Annotated in this window: 21 protein-coding genes; 9 read left to right on the top strand and 12 right to left on the bottom strand. The window is 69.0% G+C overall.

All coding sequences use genetic code 11. The features are described 5' to 3' along the window. Positions 1-92 precede the first annotated feature (92 nt). Positions 93-515 carry a large conductance mechanosensitive channel protein MscL gene (gene mscL / locus RZ1_RS07480; protein WP_072810560.1) on the top strand — a complete coding sequence of 141 codons (423 nt, stop codon included), beginning with the start codon at positions 93-95 and terminating at the stop codon, positions 513-515. 93 nt (positions 516-608) lie between these two features. On the opposite strand, the gene RZ1_RS07475 is transcribed toward mscL, so the two are convergent. From RZ1_RS07475 to mrf, 10 genes are all read right to left on the bottom strand, one after another. Further along, positions 609-1,256 (bottom strand): MspA family porin, encoded by a 648-nt coding sequence (locus RZ1_RS07475; RefSeq protein ID WP_072810558.1) that lies wholly within the window; start codon positions 1,254-1,256, stop codon positions 609-611. Between the two features lie 54 nt (positions 1,257-1,310). Beyond that, on the bottom strand, positions 1,311-2,090 hold the full coding sequence (locus RZ1_RS07470; protein WP_072810556.1) for an MspA family porin: 780 nt from the start codon (positions 2,088-2,090) through the stop codon (positions 1,311-1,313). Positions 2,091-2,901: 811 nt separating this feature from the next. Continuing rightward, positions 2,902-3,399 (bottom strand): MogA/MoaB family molybdenum cofactor biosynthesis protein, encoded by a 498-nt coding sequence (locus RZ1_RS07460; protein ID WP_169917879.1) that lies wholly within the window; start codon positions 3,397-3,399, stop codon positions 2,902-2,904. Between the two features lie 86 nt (positions 3,400-3,485). Beyond that, positions 3,486-4,775, bottom strand: a complete 1,290-nt coding sequence (locus RZ1_RS07455; protein WP_083583564.1) for a S1C family serine protease — start codon at positions 4,773-4,775, stop codon at positions 3,486-3,488. 91 nt (positions 4,776-4,866) lie between these two features. Next, positions 4,867-6,276 (bottom strand): HAMP domain-containing sensor histidine kinase, encoded by a 1,410-nt coding sequence (locus RZ1_RS07450; protein ID WP_072810684.1) that lies wholly within the window; start codon positions 6,274-6,276, stop codon positions 4,867-4,869. A gap of 32 nt (positions 6,277-6,308) precedes the next feature. Next, positions 6,309-6,998, bottom strand: a complete 690-nt coding sequence (locus RZ1_RS07445; protein WP_072810551.1) for a response regulator transcription factor — start codon at positions 6,996-6,998, stop codon at positions 6,309-6,311. Positions 6,999-7,043: 45 nt separating this feature from the next. Next, positions 7,044-7,658 carry a trimeric intracellular cation channel family protein gene (locus RZ1_RS07440; RefSeq protein WP_072810549.1) on the bottom strand — a complete coding sequence of 205 codons (615 nt, stop codon included), beginning with the start codon at positions 7,656-7,658 and terminating at the stop codon, positions 7,044-7,046. A 77-nt stretch (positions 7,659-7,735) separates the two neighbouring features. Next, a complete protein-coding gene (gene rpmF / locus RZ1_RS07435; RefSeq protein WP_072810547.1) occupies positions 7,736-7,909 on the bottom strand; it encodes a 50S ribosomal protein L32 in 174 nt (57 codons plus the stop codon). 15 nt (positions 7,910-7,924) lie between these two features. Then, a complete protein-coding gene (locus RZ1_RS07430) occupies positions 7,925-8,182 on the bottom strand; it encodes a type B 50S ribosomal protein L31 (RefSeq protein WP_072810545.1) in 258 nt (85 codons plus the stop codon). Further along, positions 8,179-9,420: a ribosome hibernation factor-recruiting GTPase MRF gene (gene mrf, locus RZ1_RS07425; RefSeq protein WP_072810543.1), complete on the bottom strand. Its 1,242-nt coding sequence runs from the start codon at positions 9,418-9,420 to the stop codon at positions 8,179-8,181. The genes RZ1_RS07430 and mrf overlap by 4 nt, the downstream gene beginning before the upstream one ends. A gap of 116 nt (positions 9,421-9,536) precedes the next feature. On the opposite strand from mrf, the gene rpmB reads away from it, so the two are divergent. The 8 genes from rpmB (at position 9,537) to RZ1_RS07385 (ending at position 14,609) form a co-directional block, all read left to right on the top strand. Further along, positions 9,537-9,773 carry a 50S ribosomal protein L28 gene (rpmB, locus tag RZ1_RS07420; RefSeq protein ID WP_072810542.1) on the top strand — a complete coding sequence of 79 codons (237 nt, stop codon included), beginning with the start codon at positions 9,537-9,539 and terminating at the stop codon, positions 9,771-9,773. Beyond that, the gene (gene rpmG / locus RZ1_RS07415) at positions 9,773-9,937 is read left to right on the top strand and encodes a 50S ribosomal protein L33 (protein WP_003937781.1); all 165 of its coding nucleotides are present in this window, start codon (positions 9,773-9,775) and stop codon (positions 9,935-9,937) included. Before rpmB ends, rpmG begins: the two co-directional genes overlap by 1 nt. Positions 9,938-9,941: 4 nt before the next feature. After that, a complete protein-coding gene (gene rpsN, locus RZ1_RS07410) occupies positions 9,942-10,247 on the top strand; it encodes a 30S ribosomal protein S14 (protein WP_072810540.1) in 306 nt (101 codons plus the stop codon). Between the two features lie 10 nt (positions 10,248-10,257). Continuing rightward, positions 10,258-10,515 (top strand): 30S ribosomal protein S18, encoded by a 258-nt coding sequence (gene rpsR / locus RZ1_RS07405; RefSeq protein WP_068161411.1) that lies wholly within the window; start codon positions 10,258-10,260, stop codon positions 10,513-10,515. A gap of 240 nt (positions 10,516-10,755) precedes the next feature. Next, complete coding sequence (locus RZ1_RS07400; RefSeq protein ID WP_072810682.1) at positions 10,756-11,682, top strand: AEC family transporter; 927 nt, start codon at positions 10,756-10,758, stop codon at positions 11,680-11,682. Between the two features lie 22 nt (positions 11,683-11,704). After that, positions 11,705-12,094 carry a large secreted protein gene (locus RZ1_RS07395; protein ID WP_072810538.1) on the top strand — a complete coding sequence of 130 codons (390 nt, stop codon included), beginning with the start codon at positions 11,705-11,707 and terminating at the stop codon, positions 12,092-12,094. 3 nt (positions 12,095-12,097) lie between these two features. Next, positions 12,098-13,270, top strand: coding sequence for an MFS transporter (locus tag RZ1_RS07390; RefSeq protein WP_072810536.1), 1,173 nt, complete (start codon positions 12,098-12,100; stop codon positions 13,268-13,270). 271 nt (positions 13,271-13,541) lie between these two features. Further along, on the top strand, positions 13,542-14,609 hold the full coding sequence (locus tag RZ1_RS07385) for an IS110 family RNA-guided transposase (protein ID WP_072810680.1): 1,068 nt from the start codon (positions 13,542-13,544) through the stop codon (positions 14,607-14,609). A gap of 17 nt (positions 14,610-14,626) precedes the next feature. On the opposite strand, the gene RZ1_RS07380 is transcribed toward RZ1_RS07385, so the two are convergent. Together RZ1_RS07380 and RZ1_RS07375 are read right to left on the bottom strand one after the other, a co-directional pair. Continuing rightward, positions 14,627-16,564, bottom strand: a complete 1,938-nt coding sequence (locus tag RZ1_RS07380) for a vWA domain-containing protein (RefSeq protein WP_072810535.1) — start codon at positions 16,562-16,564, stop codon at positions 14,627-14,629. Then, entirely contained in the window at positions 16,561-17,949 is a 1,389-nt protein-coding gene (locus tag RZ1_RS07375) for an ATP-binding protein (RefSeq protein ID WP_072810533.1), read from the bottom strand. The genes RZ1_RS07380 and RZ1_RS07375 overlap by 4 nt, the downstream gene beginning before the upstream one ends. Positions 17,950-17,992: the final 43 nt, after the last annotated feature.

Genomic DNA, 17,992 nt, shown 5'->3' with positions numbered 1-17,992 from the left:
CGCACTGAGCTGTGCGAACCGGGCAGTTGGTTTATGGTTCCCTCGGACCCGTGTACATGTGACCGACACCACATACCCGAGGAGAGCGGACCATGCTGAAGGGCTTCAAGGATTTCCTGCTGAGAGGCAATGTTCTCGACCTCGCCGTCGCGGTGGTCGTCGGCACCGCGTTCGTCGCCATCGTGACGGCCTTCACCGAATACATCATCAACCCGCTGATCGCCGCGCTCGGCGGCGACGACGATATGGGCTGGGGCTTCCAGATCCTCGCGGACAACCCCGCCACGTTCGTCAACATCGGCGCGGTCGTCTCGGCGGCCATCAACTTCGCCATCATCGCGGCGGTCGTGTACTTCGTGCTGATCGTTCCGGCCAACGCCGCGAAGAAGCGGTTCGCGACGGAGAAGTCCGACGAGAAGGCCAGCGCGGAGGATCTTCTCATCCAGATCCGCGACATCCTCGAGGTGCAGGCCGGTCAGGCCGGCGCGCACGCGAAGGACGTCCCGAAGCCGTAGACCTCCCGCGTGCCGTAGGACGAGCGCGAAAAGGGCTGGGCCCCTCGGAATTCCGAGGGGCCCAGCCTTTGTTCGGCGTGATGCCGGACTGTCTCAGACGGTCCAGGGCTTGCCGTAGGTGGTGACGTTGTCGCCGTTCGCGGTGATCGCGCGGACGAACGGACGGACCTGGACGGAGCCGATGACGCCGGACGCGGTGCCGTGGACGTTGGAGAACTGGGCGGTGTTGAAATCGCCGTCGAACTCGACCTCGGAGACCACGAGCTCCTCGATGCCCGGAGCCGGGGACAGCTCGAGCTCGGCGTGGCCCTGCGGGAGGATGTCGGTGACGGTGAGCGTGGCCTCCGGGACCGGCATCGGCACGCCAACCTCGGCCTCGAGCTGCGGAGTCGAGTAGGAGACGCCGATCGAGCCGTCGATGCTGCCGGCCCACGCGAACTGGTAGCCGAACTGGAACACGGTGCCCTCGGCGTCGGCCGCGTCCTCGCCGATCAGGTTCACGGTGCCGCGACCGTTGTGGAAGAACTCACGGTTGAAGGGGCTGCCACCCAGCGCGGGAACACCGTGGATGTTGGTGTCTTCCTGCGTCACGACGACCTCGATGCCGTCGGAGACGATGCGGTTCTGATCGTCGACGGCGGCCTGCGCGGTGCCGGTGGCACCCAGGACGAGGCCGAGCACGGCGGCACCGGACACGGCGGCGTTACGAGCGGCCTTGAAGCCACGCGACTTGATTCCCATGATTACTCCGTATTTCGTGGTGGGGATGTACTGCGGGGAGTGGCTGATGCCGGACTAGAGGGTCCAGACCTTGCCGTAGGTGGTGACGCTGTCGCCGTTCTCGGAAAGCACGCGAACGAACGGTCGCAGAGACACCGGGCCGATGACGCCGGCGGCAGCACCGTGGGACGCCGCGATCCGGACCTCCTTGTAGTCACCCTCGATGGGGCCTTCGGCAACGACGAGTTCCTCGATGCCAGGCGCCGGGGTCAGCTCGACACCCACGCCGGCCTGGGGAAGGATGCTCTTGACGGTCAGGGTCTGGTCCGTCTTGACGGCCGAACCCTCCTCGTCGAGCTCGAACAGCGGGGCGCCTGTCTTCTCATCCGTGCGCTGAATGAACTCGGGCTCGTCCCCACCCTCGACGTACTTCTCGTTGCGGTCCATGACCGGCTTGTACTTGTCGACCTGCGAGTTCTTGACCTTGAAAGACGGGTCCGGGCTGGACCAGTCGAAGCCGATCGAACCGTCGACAGCTGCAGGCCACGCAACCTGGTAGCCGAACTGGACCGTGCCGCTGAAGTCCTCTGCGGACTCGCCGGTCACGTTCACGACAGCTTGGCCGTCGTGGAACCATTCGCGGCTCAGCGGGCTGCCGCCGATCGGCGGAACGCCCCAGATGTTGGTGTCCGCCTGAGACACAGCGATCTCGACGCCATTGGACACGATCCGGTTCTGATCGTTGACCTCGGCATTCGCCGAGCCCGTCGATCCGAGGACCAGACCTGCCACGGCAGCGGCGGCCACCGTGGCGTTGCGGGCGGCTCTCAAGCCGCGTCGCGTCTGAATCTTCATGAATGCCTCATCCATTCTCTGCGTGCCGGGTTCAGCACCCGCGTCCGACAAGTAGTCGTGTCGCCCGCGAGGCATGTCACACCGAGCGCCGCCGAGGCAGATCCCCCGTCGATGCCGATGCGCACATCATCCGCACGGTAGCTGTGTTACCGATTCGTGATTAAAGACCCGGAATAGCGTCCGGGTCTTTACTCAATCGAACCTGTGCAGAGATTAGACGGTGACCGAATGTCCAGCAATGGCTACCCTCACGGGCCCTGCGGTCAGTCTGTGCGGGCTTTTCGTGCAAGGTTTCGCATAGGTGAATGATAACGGTTAGGTCACGACACGGGCCGCGTCACCGTGCCCGCTGCGGTTGAAAACCCCGGGAGATCGGGGCAATTCCCCCATACCCGCTGGTAAACGCGTATACACCGGCCGGCCACCGACCCTTCGGGGTTCACCGCGGAGCACCGCGCACCCCGCTCGACCGCGTCCGATTCCCACGATGTGGCAAATGCATATATTTCGGGAAAGTTTCACGCAGGCGAACGACAGTTGAAATGCAATCCGATCCGCATATGGACAAGTGTCCGAGATCACAGATTTCCGTGGTGTGGAGGGACCTGGCGGCGGAGCCATTCCTCGGACCCCGACCGCTCTTCCCCCGGACCCCGCTCGTCCCGCGTCGTCTCGGGCAACACGTCGCCGAAGATGCGTGCCAGCCGGGCCCGGTCGATCGGACGCTTGCCGGGAGCGGTTTCACCCCCGCTTTCACCTTCCCCGGTATCCCTACCGGTGTCCTCACCCACAGCGTCCTCACCCACAGCGGTCATTCCTCCAACCGGGACAGTGCCTCGATGACGTGCGCGGCCAGCGGCGTCAGCGTTGCCATGCCGTCGCGGATCGCAGCGCGCGACGATGCGAGGTTCGCCACCAGCGTCGAACCGGACACGCCGACCAGCCCCCGCGACAGTCCCGCGTCCAGGGCTCCGGCCGACAGACCCGACGACCGCAATGCCTCGCTGATGCCCTTCAGTTCGTGATCGAGGACGTCCTCCGTCGCGTCGGGCGTCACGTCGCGCGGCGACACTCCGGTACCACCGACAGAGACCACCAGGTCGACGCCGCCGATCACCGCGGTGTTGAGCGCGTTGCGGATCTCGACCTCGTCGGCCGCGACGGTGACGACACCGTCGACGACGAAGCCCCCTTCGAGCAGCAGTTCCGTGACCAGCGGGCCGGCGGAATCGGGGTTGTCTCCGTGCGCAACACGATCGTCGACGATGACGACGAGTGCACGGCCGGTCCGGGGCGCTTCGAGTTCCATGGATCCCACGGTAGTGGCCCTGTCGAGGAGACGAGCGGTATGTCCGATATCGATCGTCAGCGTGCCGGTGTCCACGGTCCGCCGGTTCATCGTCCCCCCGTCTCCGCAGCGACGAGCTGCACATCGACACTGTTCTCGTTCTTGCCCTGGGCATCGGTGTACGTGATGCGGACCGTGTCGCCCGGTGCGTGCGACCGGATCGCCGCGATGAGCGAATCACCGTCGGTGACGAGCCGGTCGTCAACCTTCGTGATGACCGAGCCTCGCGGGATACCGGCCTTCTCGGCGGGACTGCCCGCGGTGATCTCCATGACCGTCGCGCCGCGGGCGTCGTCCCGCGACGGCACCTGCACACCGATGATGGCGTGGGTCGCGGAGCCGTTGTCGATGAGTTCCTGCGCGATACGACGAGCCTGATCGACGGGAATCGCGAAGCCGAGGCCGATGGATCCGGCCTGCCCACCCGACGTGGCGATGGCCGTGTTGATGCCGACGAGCTGGCCGTCCATGTTCACGAGGGCACCGCCGGAGTTGCCGGGATTGATCGCGGCATCGGTCTGGATCGCGTCGATCACGGTGTTCTGGTTACCCGTCTCGCCGCTGGTGGAGACGGGCCGGTCCAGGGCCGACACGATGCCGGAGGTGACGGTGCTCTCGAGACCGAGCGGCGAACCGACCGCGACGACGGCCTGCCCGACCTGCAGGCCCTCGGACGAACCGAGTTCGATGGGGGTCAGGTCGGTGCGGCCCTCGGCGCGCACGACCGCGAGATCGGAAATCGCATCGGAGCCGACGACGGTGGCCGGCGCGGAACTGCCGTCCGCGAAGTACACGGTCAGCTCCGCGCCCGGTCCGCCGCCGGCGGCGACGTGATTGTTGGTGAGGATCAGCCCGTCGGACGACAGGATCACGCCCGAGCCCTCACCCTGCCCGGCGCGTCCGACGATGCCGATGCGCACGACGCTCGGCACGACCCTCTCCGCGACCGCCTGCACCGATCCGGCCGGCACGTTCGCAACCGTCGTGGTGTCCGGCCTGGACGCGTCGAGCGAGTTGGTGACCACCGGTGCGTCGTTGCCGCCCACGGCCAGCGCCCCGACCACCCCGCCGACACCACCGCTGACCAGGGCCAATGCGACCGCTCCTGCGACGAGAGCACCCCGGCCACGCCGGGGCGAGTGCTGTTGCCCCGGTTGAGGCGAACCCGTCGGATGGCCCGGCTGCGCGAACCCGGACTGCGGAATCCCTGGGTGCGGCGTTCCCGGCTGGTGCGGCCCCGGCTGCGAGGTCGCACCGAGAGGTTCCGTGCGACCGAACCCCGGGTATGGGGTGGTCGGCGGCTGGTACGGCTGCCCAGGGTTCTGGTCGTCGCTCATCTCGTCCTCGTTCGTCCACGTTCGGATTCCTACATATCCAGGGTGGACCTGCTCGCTGAGAAGTCACTTAGAACAACCCCGGGAACGGCTGTCAATCCGCTGTGGGAAAGCCGGGAGGAAACCCGTCCGACAGTTCGGGGGTTCCCGGCAGCACGATGCGGATCAGCGCACCACCGCGCGCGGACCGGTCCACCGCGATCGTGCCGCCGTGCTTCATCACGACCTGCCGCACGATCGCCAGGCCCAGTCCGGAACCGGGCATCGAACGGGCCGTCGTCGCCCGGTAGAACCGTTCGAACACCAGCTCCCGTTCCTCCTCGGGGATGCCGGGGCCGGCGTCGTCGACGGTCAGCTCCATCAGTCCGGTGCCGAGCTGACACATCCCCACCAGCACCTCGGCGCCCGACGGGCTCCACTTCGCGGCGTTGTCGAGAACGTTGAGGACCGCCCGCGAGAGCGTCGCGTGGTCGCCGAACACGAACCACGGTTCGGTGGTCGCGGTGAAGTCGATCTCGGTGCGGCGACGCCGGGCACGTTCGAGACTGCGTTCGACGACATCGGCGATGTCGACGGGTTCGAACACCGTCTCCGGGGCGTCCTCGCGCGCCAGGTCCACTAAGTCGCCGACCAGCGTCGACAGTTCCTCGATCTGCGCGACCACGTCTTCGCGCAGTTCGGCCATGTCCTCGTCCGGCAACTGCGGCGCCCCGGGCCGGCTCGCGGCGATGAGCAGTTCCATGTTGGTGCGCAGCGACGTCAACGGGGTGCGCAGTTCGTGTCCGGCGTCGGCGACGAGACGGCTCTGCCGCTCCCGGGATTCGGCCAGCGCCCGCAACATCGTGTTGAAGCTCTCCGTCAGGCGGGCGAGTTCGTCGTGGCCGGTCACCCGGATGGGTCGCAGGTCGTCGGTGCGGGCGACGCGTTCGGCGGCGGCCGTGAGCCGCGCGATCGGTCTCAGTCCCGTGCGGCCGACGGTCGCGCCGGCCGCCGCGGCCAGCACCACCCCGCACCCGCCGACCACGAACAGCACGCTGGCCAGGCGATTGAGGATCTGCACGGTCGGTTCGAGACGCTGCGCGATGACCACGGTGCTGCCGTCGGGGATGCGCTGCGCGAGCACCCGCTGCTGCGACACCGTCCGCAGCGACGATTCGGCCTTGCCCTCCGCGACCTCCAGTTCGGGTTCGCCGATCGGCACCGTCGAACCCGGCGGCACGTACCGGCCGAGATCCGGGTAGATGAGCGCGACGCTGATGAGGGAGCTGTAGAGCTTGGCGCCGCCGATGTAGCGGGGGTCGTAGGTGATGAGGGTGCTGGATTCGACGAGTGCGGACGCCCGGGCCTGCAACTGCTTGTCCACATCCGAGTACAACGCCCGCGCGACGACCGCGTACGCCGCGATCGACGTCACGGCCACCGCGAGGGCGACCGCGCCGGCCGCGAGCAGTGTCACCCGGACGCGCAGAGGCACCGAGCTGGTCAGCAGCATCGGAGGCCGCATGGGTCGCTTCACCGTGTCTTGCCCGTCGTCGATCACGGCGGCGTCTCACGCAGCACGTAGCCGACCCCGCGGACCGTGTGGATCAGCCGCGGCTCGCCGTCGGCCTCCGTCTTGCGGCGCAGATACCCGACGTACACCTCGAGGGCGTTGCCGGACGTCGGGAAGTCATAGCCCCACACCTCCTCGAGGATGCGGCTGCGGGTGAGCACCCGGCGCGGGTTCGCCATGAGCATCTCCATCAGGGCGAACTCCGTGCGGGTCAGACTGATCGGACGATCCCCGCGGGTGACCTCCCTGGTATCGGGGTTCAGGGTCAGATCCTCGAAGCTCAGCGTCTCCTCGGGGACGCGGTTCGGATCGGGTGCCGCACGCCGCAACAGGGCCCGCAGCCGCGCGAGCAGTTCCTCGAGCGCGAACGGTTTCGGCAGGTAGTCGTCGGCGCCCGCATCGAGACCGGCGACCCGTTCCGACACCGAGTCGCGGGCGGTGAGCACGAGGATCGGCAGGTCGTCGCCGGTGCTGCGCAATCGCCGGCACACCTCGAGCCCGTCGACGCGCGGCATCATCACGTCCAGCACCATCGCGTCGGGCCGGCTCACCGTGACCTGGTCGAGCGCGTCCTGCCCGTCTGTGGCCAGGTCGACGGTATAGCCGTTGAAGCTGAGGGACCGGCGCAGTGACTCCCGCACCGCCCGATCGTCGTCGACCACCAGAATGCGCATGCCCACCAGTGTGGCCCGGGCCGTCTGAGAACTGGCTGAGAGGTGTCAGTCCTCGCGGGGCAGTCGCGGCTGCGGCAGGCTCCAGCCGCGCCACAGCGCGAGCAATCGCAGACCCGTGGCCAGGACGGTGCCCAGCACCAGCGACAGGTTCTGGCCGAGTCCCAGCTCGTGGGCGGCGACGAGAACCGCCGCGCCGAGCAGCGCCGGGATCGCGTAGAGGTCGCGCTGCAGCAGCAGCGGAACCTCGTTGACCAGGACGTCACGCAGGATGCCACCGCCGATCGCGGCGGTCGCGCCGATCAGGGCCGCCGCGAGGGGTCGTGCGCCGGCGTCGAGGGCGATGGTCGCGCCGGTGGTCGCGAAGAGCCCCATGCCCAGCGCGTCCAGGATGAGGATCTCCCGGGTCAGCTTGGACACCGCGCGGTGCAGGAAGAAGACGAGAAGCGACGCGCCGAGCGCGGTCCCCAGGATGCGCCAGCTGCTCAGCGACGTCGGCGGATGGATGTCGAGCAGCAGGTCGCGGACGATGCCGCCACCGACCGCGGTGAACACCCCCACCAGGCAGACCCCGAACAGGTCGAGCCGTTTGACGACGCCGACGAGCGCCCCCGACATCGCGAACGCCACGATGCCGACGAGTTCGAGGATCTTCAGGAGCACTCGGTAACCATGACATCCGGCCGCCGCCCGCCCTCCGGGTGGGAACCGATATCCGGTCCCACCGGGCGGCGGGTCGGTCAGAGGTCGCGCGGGTCGAGGATGCCCAGGGTCACGGCACGGACCAGGCGGCGGGGCACGCGGTGGGTGACCCCGCCGACCGTGACCGGGACCAGGTCGGGGGCCTGCGCGTTCCACTGCGACCGTCGGCTGCGGGTGTTGGACCGGGACATCCGGCGCTTCGGGACTGCCATCGTTCTTCCTCCGTTTCAGGCGCGGCGCTGCCGCTTGCCGTACTTGCGTTCGAACTTCTCGACGCGGCCGGCGGCGTCGAGCACCCGCGCGGTTCCCGTCCAGAACGGATGCGACTCGCTGGTGACGTCGACGATGACCAGCGGATACGTGTGGCCGTCGGACCACTCGACGGTCCGGTCCGAGGTGATCGTCGAGCGCGTGAGGAACGTCGATCCGGTGTTCGCGTCCTGGAACACGACCGGGTGGTAGTCGGGGTGGATACCGGGTTTCATGCCTGTCCTTCTTTCCGTGGTGCCGCCGGTTCGACGGCGGTGTCTTCGCGGAGCCCGAGCTCGAGGTCCTCGCAGGGATCGCGGTGGTAGTCGCCGAACGGGTCGTCCCAGGTGGGCCAGCTGTCGGGGTCGGCGAACTCGGCATCGGTGAGCAGCGCCGCACGCAGCGCGCCCAGGATCTCGTCGGGGTCGGCGTCGTGGACGAGGACCACGAGGGAGCTGTCGCGGTCGCCGTGGGTTTCGTCCCAGCGCAGCGCGGCCATCGCGCGTCGCGACGCCGGGACACGTTCTTGTTGTTCGGGGGTCATGGACGCGAGCCACGGCCCGGCATGGGCGACCCGCAGGCCGCCGCCCGCGGACTCGAGCAGCAGCGCGTTGCCGGGCTGGGTGGCGACCCACGCGCGGCCGCGTGCCCGCACCACCCCGTCGAGGAGCACGTCGATCGCCTCGTGCAGCCGCTGCGGATGGAACGGCCGGCCCGCGGCGAATTCGAGCAGTCGCACCCCGCAGTCCTCGCCGAGCGGGGGCTGCCCCCGCAGCAGCGGGGCGTGGGCGTCGTCGACGCTGCCGCGTCGCGCGGTCGGCGGGACCTGGCCGAGCAGGGCGTCGACGTCGGGCTCGTCCGTCCAGGTGATGGGCGCGCCGGGCGCGAGGCGGCTGAGCACGGCGTGCAGGCGGGCCTGCTGCCAGCCGTCGGCGCCGGGTGCGACGACGAGTGCGTCGGCGAACTCGACCTGCCCGACGACCACCTGCGCGACGGTTCGGTCGTCGTCGGTGCCGGGCCGCAGGTCGACGTCGCCGGTGGCGTCGTCCAGCCAGGTCTGTGCGTCGAGGCAGGTCACGACGGCCTCGACCCGGACGTCGCGGGCGGCGGGTCCGTCGATCTGCCCGACCACCCCGGCGACCACGACGTGTTCGACGGCCCAGCACAGCGCCTCGGGTTCGAGCTGCGGGTCCAGGTGCAGGACGATCCGGTCGACGGAGCTGCGGGTGTGGAGGCGACGCAGCAGCGGCAGGAGGTCTTCGCGCAGGGTGCAGGAGATGCAGCCGTGGGCGAGTTCGAGGACGTCGAGCTGTTCGCCGTCGACGGTCGTGACGGTGCGCCGCACGACGGCTTCGTCGATGTGGCCGAGGTCGTGGTGCACGACGACGGTGCCGGGCCGCAGCAACGCACGTGCGGCGCGGTCGGTCGGACCGTGCAGGCCGGACACGACGATCAGCGGTGTCCTGGTATCCACCGGAACCACCTTTCGATAACGATTGTCATTAGCTGGTCCGCAGCGTACAGTCGGCCGGGCCATTTGTCGAAAATGATTGTCGTTACGCTCAGCGTGTCGGCGAGGAAGGACACATCGTGTCGGCGCACTGCCAGGTCACCGGACGCTCCCCCGGCTTCGGGAAGACCGTCTCCCATTCCCACGTCCGAACGAACCGCCGCTGGAACCCGAACATCCAGCGCAAGACGTACTTCGTGCCCTCGGAAGGCCGGCGCGTCACCCTCACCCTCTCGGCGAAGGGCATCAAGACCATCGACCGCGACGGCATCGACGCGGTCGTGGCCCGCCTGCGCGCCCGGGGAGAGCGACTCTGATGGCCCGCAACGAGATCCGCCCCATCGTCAAGCTCCGCTCCACCGGCGGCACCGGCTACACGTACGTCACCCGCAAGAACCGCCGCAACGACCCCGACCGTCTCGTCCTGCGCAAATACGATCCGGTGCTGCGCCGGCACATCGATTTCCGCGAGGAGAAGTAACGCCGTGGCCAAGAAATCGAAGATCGCCCGCAACGAGCAGCGCAAGCTCGTCGTCGCCCGCTACGCACAGCGCCGCACCGAACTGAAGGAGATCGTGCGACGGCCGTCGAGCACCGACGACGAACGCCGCGCCGCGCAGGCCGCCCTGCAGAAGATGCCCCGGGACGCGAGTCCGGTAAGATTGCGCAATCGAGACGCTGCGGACGGCCGCCCGCGCGGCCACCTGCGAAAGTTCGGGCTCTCACGCGTGCGTGTGCGCGAGCTCGCCCACCGCGGGGAATTACCCGGCGTCCACAAGTCGAGCTGGTGAGGAGCACCGAATGGCAGTCAGGCGAGGACCGTCCAAGAAGGCACGCGCGCAGGAGAGCCGCCGCCCCAAGAAGAACCCGCTTTTCGCAGCGAAGATCGAGTACGTGGACTACAAGGATGTGAACCTGCTCCGCACGTTCATCTCCGACCGCGGCAAGATCCGCAGCCGTCGCGTGACCGGCCTGACCCCGCAGCAGCAGCGTCAGGTTGCCGTCGCGGTCAAGAACGCCCGCGAGATGGCGCTGCTTCCCTACGTCAGCAGCAAGTAGGACAGCACTCCGACGCCGCCCCGTCCGCATCCGGACGGGGCGGCGTCGTCGTTCCCGGGTACGCGGCTCCGAACCCACCCGGACCACCGACCATCCCAACCCGGCCCCCGGATCCACCAACCGCCCGACGGCACGCCACTGCTCGAGTAGTTGCGCGGTGACGACACCCGCGGCAGCTGGTGCGCACCCGAACCGGGTGTGACCTGGGTCATCGGGACCCGATCACTAGACTCGACCGCCGTGTCTGGCGTGGTTGCGGGGTTCGGTGTCATCTTCGTGATCATCGCGATCGGTTTCCTCCTCGGCCGGACCGGAACGCTCGGCCCCGAGGCTCAGGTGGTGCTCAGCCGCCTGGTGTTCTTCGTCGCGACCCCGGCACTGCTGTTCGACGTACTCGCCACCTCCGACCTGTCGGTCATCTTCTCCCCCACCCTGTACGTCGCCGCCGCGACCGCGTTCGCGATCGCCGCCCTGTACCTGCTGATCGCGAAGCTGTGGCTCCGACGACCGCTGCCGGAACTGACCATCGGAGCGCTCGCCTCCTCGTACGTGAACTCCGCGAATCTCGGCATCCCCATCGCGGTGTTCGTACTGGGTGACGCCTCGTTCGTCGCGCCGCTGCTGCTGTTCCAGATCGTGTTGTTCTCCCCGATCGCGCTGACCGTCCTGGACCTGTCGACGATGCGGGCCGGCGCGTCCCGCCTGGAGACCGTGACCGCGCCGTTCAAGAACCCGATCGTGCTGGCCGGCGCCGCGGGCCTGATCGTCGCGGTCACCGGGGTGAGCCTGCCCGACGCCGTGCTGCAGCCGTTCCACCTGCTCGGCGGCGCATCCGTCCCGGGGGCGCTGCTCGCGTTCGGACTGTCGCTGCAGGGTGTGAAGGTCCTCGAGAAGGGACAGAGCCCGCGTCGCGACGTCGCGCTGGCGTCGGTCCTCAAGATCGGTGTGCAGCCGGTGCTCGCGTATCTCATGGCGCGTTTCCTACTCGGCCTCGACGGGCACGAGTTGTTCGCCATTGTCGTCGTCTCGACCCTGCCGACCGCCCAGAACGTGTTCGTGTACGCGAGCCGCTACGGCCGCGGGATGGTGCTGGCCCGCGACGCGGCGCTCGTGACGACCCTCGCATCGATTCCCGCTATCGGGCTCGTCGCCGCACTGCTCGCGTAGATCGGCGCATAACGTGGGATTCATGCGCCTGCCGACGATCCTCGCCTGTGTCCTGACGGTCGCCGCGTGCGGGACCGGCGACGCCGACGTGCCGACGCTGCCGCAGGCACCCGCGCCCGCCGACGCGACCACGTTCACCGCGCGCCCCGACCTGCTCGACCCGCACCCGGTGGAGATCACGTCGTGGTCGCCGATCGGCAACGGTATCGCCGTGCACTTCGAAACCGGCACCCCGGAGTGCTACGGCGTCGACGCGACCGTCACCGAAACGAGCAGCTCGGTCACCGTCGCGCTGCAGGGCGGAATGCTCCCGGAGGCCGCGGACCGCATGTGCATCCAGATCGCCGTCACCGGCGTCCTCGAACTGCCGCTGCAGGCACCGCTCGCCGGCCGCACCGTCACGGCCGGCTGATCCATGCCCTCTGCCTCCCGCCACTGGCTGCTCTACCTGTGCACCGCGACCGCGCTGCTGCACGCCGCGTTCCAGTCCGTTCGCGTCCTCGTCTCCTATCGGACACTCGCGCTCGGCGGCGACGCCACCACCATCGGCGCGATCACCGCGCTGTACGCGATCGTGCCGCTCGTCGCCGCGGTCCAGCTCGGACGTGCAGTGGATCGGCATCACGCCGCGGGCATCCTGCGTGCGGGTGTCGTGGTGACAACGGCCGGTGCCGCGGTGATCGCGCTGAGCCCGAACCTGCCGGTGCTGGGCGCCGGCAACGTCGTGCTCGGGCTGGGACAACTGCTGGTCACGGTGTCGGGACAGGCCTTCGTGTCGATCCTCTCGCCACCGGACGGCCTCGACCGCGGCTTCGCCGGCATCACCCTCGGGGTGTCGATCGGGCAGGCCGCGGGCGTGCCCATCGCCGGAGCGATCGCCGCGACCGGCGGGAGCGATCCGACGGCCGTGAACACCACCCCCGCACTGCTGGTGATGACCGCAATCTCCGCGCTGGCGCTGCCGTTCGTCATCGGGCTGCATGAACCGGACGACCCCGAAGCCCGCAGCGACGACGACGCACCGCAGTCGGTGTTGTCGATGCTGCGCGCCCCCGGCATGAAACCCGCGATGCTGTCGAGCCTCGTGGTTCTCGCATCCGTGGATCTGGTGGTGGTGTACCTGCCGCTGCTCGGCGCCGAATTCGGATTCGGGGTGCTGCTCGTGTCGGCGCTGCTCACCGCCCGCACGATCGCATCGATCCTCTCCCGCGCGCTGCTGCCGTGGGCGTTGCGTCGCATATCGCGGCGGTTGCTGCTGATCTCCGCGACCGCCGCGACGATCGTCCCCGTCGCGCTGATCCCGCTCGTTCCGAATCCGTGGGTGATCGGAGTGCTCCTCGCGATCTGCGGAATGTTCTGGGGTGTCGGCCAACCCCTGACGATGACGTGGGTGGTGCAACTCGTCGCGCCGGCCGACCGCGCCTCCGCCCTCGCGGTGCGACTGACCGGCAACCGGTTCGGGCAGGTCGCGATACCTCTCGCGGCCGGCGCGGTCGCGGGGGTCGCGGGCACGGCGTCGGTGTTCCTGGTGACCGCTGCCCTGCTGTCCGCCGCCGCGACGAGCACCTGGCGGGCCCTGCCCTCGTGACCCGTGCGTGGTTTTGGTAGTGGGGACTACCGAAACCACGCAGTGATACTGGGGTGGTCCGGTTGAGCGGGGCCTGACCCGAAACCGCGCTGACGCCTCGGTTGTCCTTCTCGTGATGTGTCGGCCCCGCCCGGCCGGTCGTGCAGTACGCGATCGGCCGGGCGGGTGTGACCTGATAGGAGCTTGACTCCAGCAAGTCCCATCACTGTGTTGTCCACCCGGTCCCGACCGATACGTGGCCAACCTGATGAAGGGAATGACCGTGTCCAGCATGACCGACACCGACACCGCTGTCAGCATCGAGGTCTACCTCGGTGTCGACACCCACCGCGACACCCACCACGCCGCCCTGGTCGACCGCCTCGGCCGCCCGATCGACGACCGCGAGTTCCCCACCACCGCCGACGGCTACCGCCGGTTGCTGACATGGGCGTCGGCGGCCGGCGCGATCGCCGGTGTCGGGGTCGAGGGCACCAGCAGCTACGGCGCCGCACTGACCGGCGCGCTGCGCGAGGCCGGGTGGGCGGTCGTCGAGGTCGACCACCCGGACCGATCCGCCCGCCGCCGACGCGGCAAGTCCGATCCCGTCGACGCGTACGCCGCCGCGGTGGCCGTCGCCTCCGGTCGGGCCACCACCTGCCCGAAGTCCCGCGACGGGGACGTCGAGTCGATTCGCGTGCTGCACAACACGCGCCGTGCCGCGGTCAAGGCGCGCAGCGATGCGTTGACGTCACTGAAGTCGATGCTCGTCACCGCCCCGGACGAGGTCCGGGAACGGTTGCGGGGCCTGACCCGGGCCCGGTTGATCCGCATGTGCGCGAGCCTGGAGCCGGGGCCGGTCGCCTCCGGTGGTGCGGCCGCGGCCACGGAAATCGCGCTGCGGTCGATCGCCGTGCGGTACCAGCACCTGAGCGGCGAGATCGCTGCCCTGGAACGGGACCTGCAGGTGCTGACCCGGCGTGCTGCCCCGGCGTTGCTCGAGCTGCCCGGGGTCGGGTTCGATACGACTGCCCAACTGTTGATCACCGTCGGCGACAATCGGGAGCGGATCGTCTCCGAGGCCGCGTTGGCGAACCTGTGCGGGGTGGCGCCGATCCAGGCGTCGTCCGGGCAGCGGTGCCGGCACCGCCTCAATCGAGGCGGTGACCGGCAGGCCAACCGTGCCTTGCACACGGTCGTGCTCTCACGCCTGAAAACGGATCCGCTCACCCAGGCCTACCGGGAACGCCGCCTCGCCGAAGGCAAGACCAAACGCGAGATCATCCGCTGTCTCAAACGCGCTGTTGCCCGCGAGATTTTCCGGGTCCTCAACCCCAAAGCCGAGGTCGACAACTCATAGGAGCATCACGGGGCGCGTCAGCGCCGACGGGACCGCACGTAGTCGCCGACGACCGCCGCACCCAGGCCGTCGAGGTCCGGGGCGACGACCCGACCGCCGACGCGGCGCGCCATCCGATCCACGATCCGTGCCAGGCCGGGATCGTCGCCGAGCCGGAAGATCGTGATCTGCGCCCCCAGCCGCGCCAGATGGTCGAGTTCCCGGACGGTCAAACCCAGAGTGCGGGGGCTCGGCGGGTAATCGAACATCGCATACCCTTCGGGTTCGATGTGCGCGGTCGGTTCCCCGTCGGTGACGACGAGCACCACCGGTTGCGCATTCGAATGCCGGCGCAGGTGCCGGCCGGCGAGCATCAACGCGTGATGCAGGTTGGTGCCCTGCTCGTACACCCCGTCCAGACCGGCCAGCTCCGCCGGGGTGACGACGCGCGCGTGCCGCCCGAAGGCGACCAACTGCAGCGCATCCCCGCGGAACCGCGTCGACACCAGGTGATTCAGCGCCAGCGCGGTGCGTTTCATCGGCACCCAGCGACCGTCCATCACCATCGAGAACGACGTGTCCACCAGCAACGCGACCGCTGCCTGCGCCCGCTGCTCGGTTTCGACGACCTCCACGTCCGTGACCGCCATCCGCACCGGCACCCGGCCGGGGTCACGCAACGTCGCGTTCGTGAGTGTGCGCACCACGTCCCAGGATTCGGTGTCCCCGAACTCCCACGGCCGGGATGCACCGGTCGGTTCGCCCATCGCACCAGCCCGACGGGTCTCACGCTGACCACCCCGTGACGACAACCGGTTCATCACATCACGCAACGCGGTCTGCCCGAGCTGACGCATCGCCTTCGGGGACAACCGCCACTGCCCGTCCGCGCCGCGGTCGAAGAAGCCCTGCCGTTGCAGTTCCTTCTCCAGTTCGGCGAGGGTGCGCGCGTCCGCGGCGGCCTCGTCGCCGAGTTGCCGTGCGAGCGTGTCCAGATCGATGTCGTCGAGCGCGGCCCCCGCATACTGCTGCGACAACTGTTCGGCGAGCGCGTCGAGTTCGGCGATGTCTTGCAACGCCCCGGTGGCCTCGCCCAGGCCCATCCCCTGATCACCGCGGAACCGTTCGGACCCGGACCAGTCCTCGCCGGGGCGCGCGGCCTGCAAGTGCCCGTCGAGCCGGTTCAGCTGCTCCATCAGCGACGGCGTCCCGAAGGCTTGCTGCGCCAGCGCATCCAGTTCGTCGCGCTGCTCCTGCGACATCGAATTGCGCAGCCGCTGCGCTGCCGCAGCGCGTTGCGCCAGCGAGTCGAGCAGTTCGTCGACGTTGCGCGGGTTCTCCGGGAAGAAGTCGCCGTGCTCGGCCATGAACTGCTCGAAGTCCTCGGGCGTATCCTCTCCACGAGAGTGCTTGTCCAGCAGGTCGTTCAGGTCCTGCAGCATTTCACCGACGCGGCGCCGATCCTCGTCGGTGGCGCCCTCGAGTGCCTGTTTCATCCCGGCGAAACGCTGATCGAGGATCTCCCGGCCGAGCAGATCGCGGATCTTCTCGTAGTCCTGCCGGGCGTCGGGGCTGCGCCAGTCGTAGTCGGCCAGTTCCTGCACCGCCTGCGCGGTCGACGACGGCAGTTCCTCGATGCGCATCTCCGCGAACCGCGCCTCGTCGTCGAGGGCACGCGCCAGTTCCTTGCGTTCGGCGAGCACCGCACGATCCAGCAGTTCGCGCACATCCCGCAGAGTGCCGTCGAGGTTGGTGCGGTTCAGCAAATCCCGCTTCCGCCGGTTCGCCTGTGCAGCAAGCCGATCCAGGCCGCGCATGTTACCGTGCCCGCGCCGCAGCAGCTCCCGCAACGCCCGCCGCGGCGAACTGCCCGCGAGCACGTCGTCGCCGATCGCGGCGAGCGCGTCGCGCAGATCCACCGGCGCCGCCAGCGGATCACCGCCGTCGTACGGCCCGTACCGCGCGCCCCTGCTCATCGGGAGTACACCGCGGTACCGTCGTCGGCGGCGTGCTTGGCGATACGCCGGGCCAGATACAACCCCTCGAGCGCGAACTCGACTGCGGCAGCCCGTGTTCCGATGTCGTCGGCACCGAGACGATCAGCAACGACGTCGAGCACCGGCAGCTCCGGCAGCTCGTCGAGCAGCACCTTCGCCGTGACCCGATCCCCGGTCGTGACCGGACGGCCGTGTTCGATCGCCGCGACGAGGGCCGCCAGGTCGATACCGGCGAGCCGTTCCCGCGCGGTGTCCGCGGTCGCGCGGCGCAGCAGGTGTTCGAGGACCTCGAATTCGCGTCCCTCCTCACCGGATTCGAACTCGACCTTGCCGCGCAGCACCTCCACCACGGTGCCCAGATCGACAGGCCTGGCCACCGGGTCGTCCTCGCCGAGCACGGCGCCGCGATGCACGGCCGCGGCCGCCACCGTCTCCGCCCCCGCGACCGCGAACCGCGCGGACACCCCGGACCGCTGGTCGATCGACGTCGATTCGCGCAGCAGCCGGGTGAACCGGGCGAGCACCTCGAGCAGGAAATCCGGGACGCGGGCCTGCAGCACCGCTTCCTGCTCGATCACCGCGACCTCGTCGTCGAGTTCGACCGGGTAGTGGGTGCGGATCTCCGCACCGAACCGGTCCTTGAGCGGGGTGATGATGCGACCGCGGTTGGTGTAGTCCTCCGGGTTGGCGCTGGCGACGAGCAGCACGTCCAGCGGCAGCCGCAGCGTGTACCCGCGGACCTGGATGTCGCGTTCCTCCATCACGTTCAGCAACGACACCTGGATGCGTTCGGCCAGGTCGGGCAGTTCGTTGATCGCGACGATGCCGCGATGCGCGCGGGGCACCAACCCGAAGTGGATCGTCTCGGGGTCGCCGAGACTGCGACCTTCCGCGACCTTCACCGGATCCACATCGCCGACCAGGTCGGCGACGGACGTGTCCGGGGTCGCGAGTTTCTCGGCGTACCGCTCGCTGCGGTGCCGCCATGCGACGGGCAGGTCGTCGCCGAGTTCGGCGGCGCGACGGATCGACGCCGGGGTGATCGGTTCATAGGGGTGCTCGCCGAGTTCGGATCCGGCGATCACCGGGGTCCATTCGTCGAGCAGCAGCGGCAGCGTCCGCAGCAGCCGGGTCTTACCCTGTCCGCGTTCGCCGAGGAGCACCACGTCGTGACCGGCGAGCAGGGCACGTTCGAGTTGCGGGACGACGGTGTCGTCGAATCCGACGATGCCGGGCCACGGGTCGGTGCCGTCGCGCAGCGCGGTGAGCAGGTTCTGCCGGATCTCGTCCTTGACCGGTCGCTGCACGTGCCCGGACGCGCGCAGCTCACCGACGGTGGACGGCCTGATTGTGGGTGACGTCACCTCACCCAAGGTACGAGTATCCGCCGGATTCGGCATCCGGTCG

Origin of the sequence: Rhodococcus zopfii NBRC 100606 = JCM 9919 (genome assembly GCF_001895025.1) — a bacterium.
In the GTDB taxonomy this organism is placed as follows: domain Bacteria; phylum Actinomycetota; class Actinomycetes; order Mycobacteriales; family Mycobacteriaceae; genus Rhodococcus; species Rhodococcus zopfii.
Note: the sequence above shows the minus strand (reverse complement) of the source record. Positions and strands in the feature narration are given on the sequence as shown.

Excerpts from the sequence above, each read along its gene's own strand:
- mscL (WP_072810560.1), top strand. The coding sequence starts at position 93 with ATGCTGAAGGGCTTCAAGGATTTCCTGCTGAGAGGCAATGTTCTCGAC.
- RZ1_RS07475 (WP_072810558.1), bottom strand. The coding sequence starts at position 1,256 with ATGGGAATCAAGTCGCGTGGCTTCAAGGCCGCTCGTAACGCCGCCGTG.
- RZ1_RS07470 (WP_072810556.1), bottom strand. The coding sequence starts at position 2,090 with ATGAAGATTCAGACGCGACGCGGCTTGAGAGCCGCCCGCAACGCCACG.
- RZ1_RS07460 (WP_169917879.1), bottom strand. The coding sequence starts at position 3,399 with ATGGAACTCGAAGCGCCCCGGACCGGCCGTGCACTCGTCGTCATCGTC.
- RZ1_RS07455 (WP_083583564.1), bottom strand. The coding sequence starts at position 4,775 with ATGAGCGACGACCAGAACCCTGGGCAGCCGTACCAGCCGCCGACCACC.
- RZ1_RS07450 (WP_072810684.1), bottom strand. The coding sequence starts at position 6,276 with ATGCGGCCTCCGATGCTGCTGACCAGCTCGGTGCCTCTGCGCGTCCGG.
- RZ1_RS07445 (WP_072810551.1), bottom strand. The coding sequence starts at position 6,998 with ATGCGCATTCTGGTGGTCGACGACGATCGGGCGGTGCGGGAGTCACTG.
- rpmF (WP_072810547.1), bottom strand. The coding sequence starts at position 7,909 with ATGGCAGTCCCGAAGCGCCGGATGTCCCGGTCCAACACCCGCAGCCGA.
- RZ1_RS07430 (WP_072810545.1), bottom strand. The coding sequence starts at position 8,182 with ATGAAACCCGGTATCCACCCCGACTACCACCCGGTCGTGTTCCAGGAC.
- rpmG (WP_003937781.1), top strand. The coding sequence starts at position 9,773 with ATGGCCCGCAACGAGATCCGCCCCATCGTCAAGCTCCGCTCCACCGGC.
- rpsR (WP_068161411.1), top strand. The coding sequence starts at position 10,258 with ATGGCAGTCAGGCGAGGACCGTCCAAGAAGGCACGCGCGCAGGAGAGC.
- RZ1_RS07395 (WP_072810538.1), top strand. The coding sequence starts at position 11,705 with ATGCGCCTGCCGACGATCCTCGCCTGTGTCCTGACGGTCGCCGCGTGC.
- RZ1_RS07390 (WP_072810536.1), top strand. The coding sequence starts at position 12,098 with ATGCCCTCTGCCTCCCGCCACTGGCTGCTCTACCTGTGCACCGCGACC.
- RZ1_RS07385 (WP_072810680.1), top strand. The coding sequence starts at position 13,542 with ATGACCGACACCGACACCGCTGTCAGCATCGAGGTCTACCTCGGTGTC.
- RZ1_RS07380 (WP_072810535.1), bottom strand. The coding sequence starts at position 16,564 with ATGAGCAGGGGCGCGCGGTACGGGCCGTACGACGGCGGTGATCCGCTG.